The 5803-nt window shown below is 47.7% G+C and carries 6 protein-coding genes; 3 read left to right on the forward strand and 3 right to left on the reverse strand.

The window, feature by feature from the left end:
• Nucleotides 1-170: 170 nt before the first annotated feature.
• Together D6C13_RS24925 and D6C13_RS24930 are read right to left on the reverse strand one after the other, a co-directional pair.
• Complete coding sequence (locus D6C13_RS24925) at nucleotides 171-1874, reverse strand: PglL family O-oligosaccharyltransferase (RefSeq protein ID WP_120135299.1); 1704 nt, start codon at nucleotides 1872-1874, stop codon at nucleotides 171-173.
• 178 nt (nucleotides 1875-2052) lie between these two features.
• Nucleotides 2053-2685 carry a helix-turn-helix domain-containing protein gene (locus D6C13_RS24930; protein ID WP_120135304.1) on the reverse strand — a complete coding sequence of 211 codons (633 nt, stop codon included), beginning with the start codon at nucleotides 2683-2685 and terminating at the stop codon, nucleotides 2053-2055.
• A gap of 305 nt (nucleotides 2686-2990) precedes the next feature.
• On the opposite strand from D6C13_RS24930, the gene D6C13_RS24935 reads away from it, so the two are divergent.
• The 3 genes from D6C13_RS24935 (at nucleotide 2991) to D6C13_RS24945 (ending at nucleotide 4985) form a co-directional block, all read left to right on the forward strand.
• On the forward strand, nucleotides 2991-3320 hold the full coding sequence (locus tag D6C13_RS24935; protein WP_208642948.1) for a DUF3302 domain-containing protein: 330 nt from the start codon (nucleotides 2991-2993) through the stop codon (nucleotides 3318-3320).
• 16 nt (nucleotides 3321-3336) lie between these two features.
• The gene (locus D6C13_RS24940) at nucleotides 3337-4476 is read left to right on the forward strand and encodes an HlyD family secretion protein (RefSeq protein ID WP_120135301.1); all 1140 of its coding nucleotides are present in this window, start codon (nucleotides 3337-3339) and stop codon (nucleotides 4474-4476) included.
• Nucleotides 4477-4691: 215 nt separating this feature from the next.
• Nucleotides 4692-4985 carry a YicS family protein gene (locus D6C13_RS24945; protein WP_120135302.1) on the forward strand — a complete coding sequence of 98 codons (294 nt, stop codon included), beginning with the start codon at nucleotides 4692-4694 and terminating at the stop codon, nucleotides 4983-4985.
• A 118-nt stretch (nucleotides 4986-5103) separates the two neighbouring features.
• Here the strand turns inward: D6C13_RS24945 and D6C13_RS24950 are convergent, their stop codons facing one another.
• Nucleotides 5104-5442, reverse strand: coding sequence for a glycine zipper family protein (locus D6C13_RS24950; RefSeq protein WP_120135303.1), 339 nt, complete (start codon nucleotides 5440-5442; stop codon nucleotides 5104-5106).
• Between the last annotated feature and the right edge of the window lie 361 nt (nucleotides 5443-5803).

The following is a 5803-nucleotide window of genomic DNA, read 5'->3' on the forward strand; positions in this document are numbered from 1 at the left end:
ATGCCAGAAAGTGTACGGATTGCCTGAGGGAGTCAGCGACGAGGGGAGCTTTTATCTAAATCCGATTTATTCAACAACGCCAGTAAAAGGGTCAACCCCTCTTCCCAGAAGGCATTGCAGTGCATAACAGCAATATTCAACATGAACAACTCCTTAATTTAAAAATGCCCTTAGCCTTCTGCCGGTTTGAGCAGATTGACCATCCCGTGACGACTGATTGGCGTTAACCTCTGAGCTTCGCGATATAATTCCTGCGCTTTAGCGTCGTTGTGTAGCACGCGTGCAATTTTGGCCCGCGTCAGATACACATTCGGATCGACATGAGTTTGGGAGTATTTTTCGGCCCAGGCGTCATAGATGAGAAGATGGCGGGCATCGCCGGTCATGTTGAATACCATTAACTGGTTAACATGCCGGTCAAACTCAAAACGTTGCCACTGTATGTGGGGGTTCATCAATTTTTGCGCCTGCGAGAAGTCTCTCAACCCGTTACGCTCAGCCATTGTCAGGACGTTGTTCGTCTGCAAACCGGTGATAAAGAACAGTATGCCGCCCGCCAGCCCCATCAGCGCGATAACCCTGATGCCTGAAAAATGCCGGGGGTTCTGCGATAACAAGACAACAGTGCGATGGCGAAAGGAATCTGCCATCACCAGCAGCAGGATCAGCACCACGTAATGCGCAACCGACTGATACAGCGGATACTCGGTCATCGTATGCAGGGCGATGGGCAGCGTTAAGCTCCAGAGAGCCAGCCGCTCGCGACTAAATGCACTAAACAGCGGTTGCAGATATCCGGCGCCCAGCATCACCATCCCCGCCAGCGCGACAATGCCGCCTTCCACCCACCAGAACAGCAGTTCGTTATGCGGATGCTTTACCAGACCATAATTGGGGATAGCGGGTTGCAGCGCCGCCAGAAAATGCTGAAAGTGGTATTCAAATCCGCCATAACCCCAGCCCAGCCAGGGCTTCGCCGCAATCATCGCCAATGACTGTTTAATCATGACCATGCGCTGAACATTTGAATCTTCGTGCGCCAGCGTTTTCAGCCAGTCGTCCGGCAGGGCAAATTTTGCCGTCAGCCCGCCGGCCAGCACAGCGCAAAGGATCGCAGCGGCACGGGCCGGGTATTTTTTGCCGAAGACGCTCAGTAATACGGCAATTGCGGCAATTCCCCCCAGATAGCCAATACGCGAGGAAAGCATGACGATAAGAAAGGAGAAAATAAAAATGCTCAGCAGAAGTGCTGCATCAATAATTTTTTGCAGAAAGGCAGAATGAGGGGAGGAACGCCGGACAAAATACAATCTTCCTATAAACAAATAGGCGGCAATACCGGCCCCCGTCGCAACGTAACTCGCCAGAACGTTTCTCTGCTGGAATATTCCATAAGCACCGGTTCCCGGGACAAACTCCATCCAGTTTCCGGCCTTGAAAACGAAAAGCTGCAACAGTGCATAAACTGCTTCAACCCAGACAGACAGCAGGATAAAGCTCAGAACCAGGGTGCGGTTTTTCTTAATGACATGGCATTGCTGAAGCACTGCATACAAAGCGATTCCGCCCGCCAGACCCAACATGCGTTCGATAATGTTTATCCAGCGAACGTCGGGATAGAGCAGAGGTATGGCCAGCAGACAGGCGGCGCCTATGTAGAGCGTCAAAGAGCGAGATACCACCAGCCTGCGGTTACCCAGCGAGAAAGCCACCGCCAGGAAAAAAATGCCGGTAATCATCAGCCAGCCGACAATGTTTCCAGGCAGGTTAAGCCCCGATCCACCCATATTCGGCTGGTAAACATGCATCAGAATGATAAAGTAAATACCGAGGAGGCAGATAACTGATTTTTTGTAGAAAACTAAAGGATTCATGACATTGATTTTTCGCTAATAGGCATTCGTTACAGCTGTATCTATTACCTCGGAAAAAACCTCGCAATAATTAATATCATCAGAGAATTAAGTAATAACACGCCAATATAGCCCAAGTATACTGCGCTGATTTTATGTACCGCAGACCTTATTAGTTTAATTTTAAATCCATTACGGTTCAGAACTTTGACGGCAGGTTGATCACTTCCAGTAAATACCCGCCACGCTTAATATTAATATATGCGCCATTCTTCAGGGCAAAGATGACATTCAAAACACTGCTGCGAGAGAGAAGTGTTCTTTCCTGAATGTAATCAAGTATCGTCACCTTTAAGCGAAATTCCAGCGGGAGCTGAACTAACTCCAGCAAGTGACCACGGATAATAGAATAAGTCCGCTGCTGAACCAGTAATGCATCACGGTAAAACAGATAATTGGTGTAGTAGGTCAAAATGACCGAAACGTCCTGCCAGAGATTGTTCTTTGTGAGGATGTCATGCGCCACACTGGCATCCATTCTGAGCATAGATGATTCCGTTTCCGCCCGCAGAATATGACAGTGCAGTGGCTGGATACTTTCTGCGATACCGAAAATAGTGGGCTCATACGCTGTCGCAACCACCAGCCCGTCGGAGGCACGCAGGACAGACATCTCCCCTTGCTGGAAGATAAAAATCTGCGGATTTTGTTTATACTCCCAAAGCACCCGCTTGCGCGGAACAATGTCCATTTCAATACCCGCCGGTTGCAGAGCGGCAATCACCTGCTGCATGGAGGATTCCGGGCGTTTTGGGAGTGGGGTTATCATGATAGCGTCCTGTCCAGATGGGGGTAAACTACGTTCCTGTAGTATAGCCGACAAAAACATTCCGGCATTTCCCGAAAGAATTGTCGTATGGCTGCTAATCCATGGATTTAAATCCAAATTCAGTTCTGTTTGAATACAGGCACTTTGCGCATTAACCTAAAAGAGATAAAAGTTTATTTTTAAATAATATATAAACGCCGAAAAATACCAATATCTATATTATTTATTTTTGAATCAACCCGAAATAGCCAAACCTCCATTAAGCTTATATGTTCTGCAGTTCTTTATCGCAACTGGAGTCTCCCTTCGTGTTTCTCGATTATTTCGCTCTCGGCGTACTTATCTTCGTCGGCCTGGCTCTCTTTTACGGCGTGATCATGGTTCATGATATTCCTTATGAAATTGCGACTCACCGTAATCATCCGCATCAGGATGCTATCCACGCAGCTGGCTGGGTCAGTTTACTCACCCTCCATGTTTTATGGCCATTCCTGTGGATTTGGGCGATGTTATATCGCGAAGATCGGGGGTGGGGATTTTCACATAATAACGGCGAGCTGGATGAATTACGTAAAAGGCTCGCTGCGCTTGAGGCTCAGCAACCTGAAAAACGTGACACATCTTTACCGAACGACTAACTGATCAGGAAGTATCGTGGATTTATTGCTAATTCTCACCTATACCGCCTTTTGTATTGGTATATTTAAATTCTTCAAAATCCCGCTGAATAAATGGAGCGTACCGACCGCAGTGTTGGGCGGCATTATTATGCTGGGCTCCTTGCTGTTACTGATGAATTATAACCATCCTTACTCTGAACGGGCCCAGATGGTTACCGTCACATTGCCTGTTATCCCCGAAGTTGAAGGGGTGGTGGTGGAAGTCACACCCCACGCGAATAAAAGGCTGAATGCGGGAGATTTTCTTTTCCGCATCGACCCGACGGCTTATCAGGCAAAGGTTGATGCCATAAAAGGCGAGATTGAAATTGCCATGCAGGACGTGGAGATGCTTAAAGCCCGCCTTGCTGCTGAAACCGCAGATATCAGTCAGGCCAAGGCCGTGCATGATTTAGCGCAAAAGGATGCTGACCGTTATCGCAATGGCAGTCGCGACAAGATGAAAAGCCCGTTTACCGATCAGGAAGTCGTGCGCGCACAGCAACAATATCTTGCTGCACAGGCTCAATGGCGTTCGACTCAGGCCAAAAGAGACCAGACCACAGCGCAACTGAATGCCATGGTTGGGGGTGAAAATGCGACCGTCTACAAGCTGAAAGCGAATCTGAAACAAGCTGAATATTATCTTGATAAAACCATCGTCCGTGCGCCCAGTGAAGGCTATGTGACGCAACTGCTGCTCAAGCCGGGGATGTTTGTTCGCCCCCTCCCTTTGCGGCCTGTAATGGTGTTTGTTCCGGAGCAGAAAACCAGTATTTATGCGGTCTTCCGCCAGAACTCGGCTTTGCGTCTGACCGCAGGTGATGAGGCTGAAGTGGTGTTCAACGGTCTGCCGGGCAAAGTGGTTTCAGGGAAAATCACGCAAATTCTTCCCATGGTTGCCAACAGCAGTTATCAGGCTCAGGGGCATTTGCAGGGATTGACGCTGGATCCCAAACTTGATGGCATTTATGCCGAAATAGCGCTGGATGATGCGGCGGATGTGTCTCAGCTTCCGGCCGGTACCATGGGGCAAGTTGCCGTGTACTCAGGTTATTTTGAGCATCTTTCCCTGCTGCGCAAAGTCTTACTGCGCATGACCAGCTGGATGCATTATCTGTATATCGATCACTGACTATTGATCACTGGTCAGGTTCACTGATGTGTCATTTCGATCACCGTTCTTAGCCCCTTCGCAGAACAATTTTTAAGTCTCACCTGAATTAAAATTCCATCGTCATAGAGCATGGTCGCTCTATGACGAAATAATGGCCGGTTTGCTTAATGTCGATATTGGACATATATTCGATACATCCCCTTTGTTAACAACCAGATGCAGGTGAGATCACAATGAATATTGTACGCGTGCTTCCTCTCGTGTTATGCATAGTTATCCCGGGTGTCACTTTTGCGAAATCAGGGCTCGACGGCCTGGAATTTGGTGCGAATAAACAGCAACTTGTGCGGGACACAAAAGAGAAATGCCAGCCGAAACAGAAAATATCTGACGACGCCTGGGCAAATAAAATTTTGGCGTCAGAAGATAATCAGTATGCAATACGTGTTGCCAAGGTCGCACTGGAGAAGAACAATCAGAAAGATTATAAGAATGCGATCAGTAAGATTACCTGTCCGCCACTCTGATAAATCGGGAGGAAAGGTTTTTTTACGCTCAAACTCGCCTTAACAACGCGGGTTTGAGCGGTAATATTTTCAGACAATAGCTTCCGACCTAAAAAAATCAGGCACACACATTGCGATTTTACTCGGTCGCCTCGCCAACCAGTGCCCCGCTTCCGGCACCGACCGCTGCGCCTTTCATCACACTTTTCCCCGTAGCCGCAGCAGCAACACCGCCCACGGCAGCCCCGACGGCACCGCCTGTACGAGCGGCTTTCCCGGTTTCACCATGCTTTAGCATGGCACCTGTACCGCCGCCGACCACCGCGCCACCTGCTGTGCTTCTCACACTTTTACCCGTTGCAGCGCCAATCGCCGCACCGGCCAGTGCGCCGCCGGATGTTTTATCTATCGCATACAAATTACCAGAGAACATCACTGATATTAAGATTAAACTACTGATATATTTAACTTTTTTCATAATCATTACCCGTTATTAAGGTTATTTGTACGCAGACTACGCGATTCATCTTTATGATATCGTTTGAAAGCAAAAACATTCCAATACGAGGATGTTTAGAATTAAATTTTGAGGCAGGTTATTAGTCTGAGAACTGATAACTCCAGGATAGATAGAAACGGCTATCGGGTTCATCCAGATAGGTATTATTATCCATAATGAAAGTAAACAGATTAAAGGAATGATGTTTATTCAGTGAATAACCCCCCCCCCACCCGCCCCCAAATTCGTTTTTATTTTAACCCGAGGAGTTTTGTGGAACAAAAGAACATACCACAAAAAATATAAAACGGACAATTTATTAAAAGGGGTTTTGTTAGGA

It is taken from the genome of Rahnella woolbedingensis (genome assembly GCF_003602095.1).
GTDB classification, from domain to species: domain Bacteria; phylum Pseudomonadota; class Gammaproteobacteria; order Enterobacterales; family Enterobacteriaceae; genus Rahnella; species Rahnella woolbedingensis.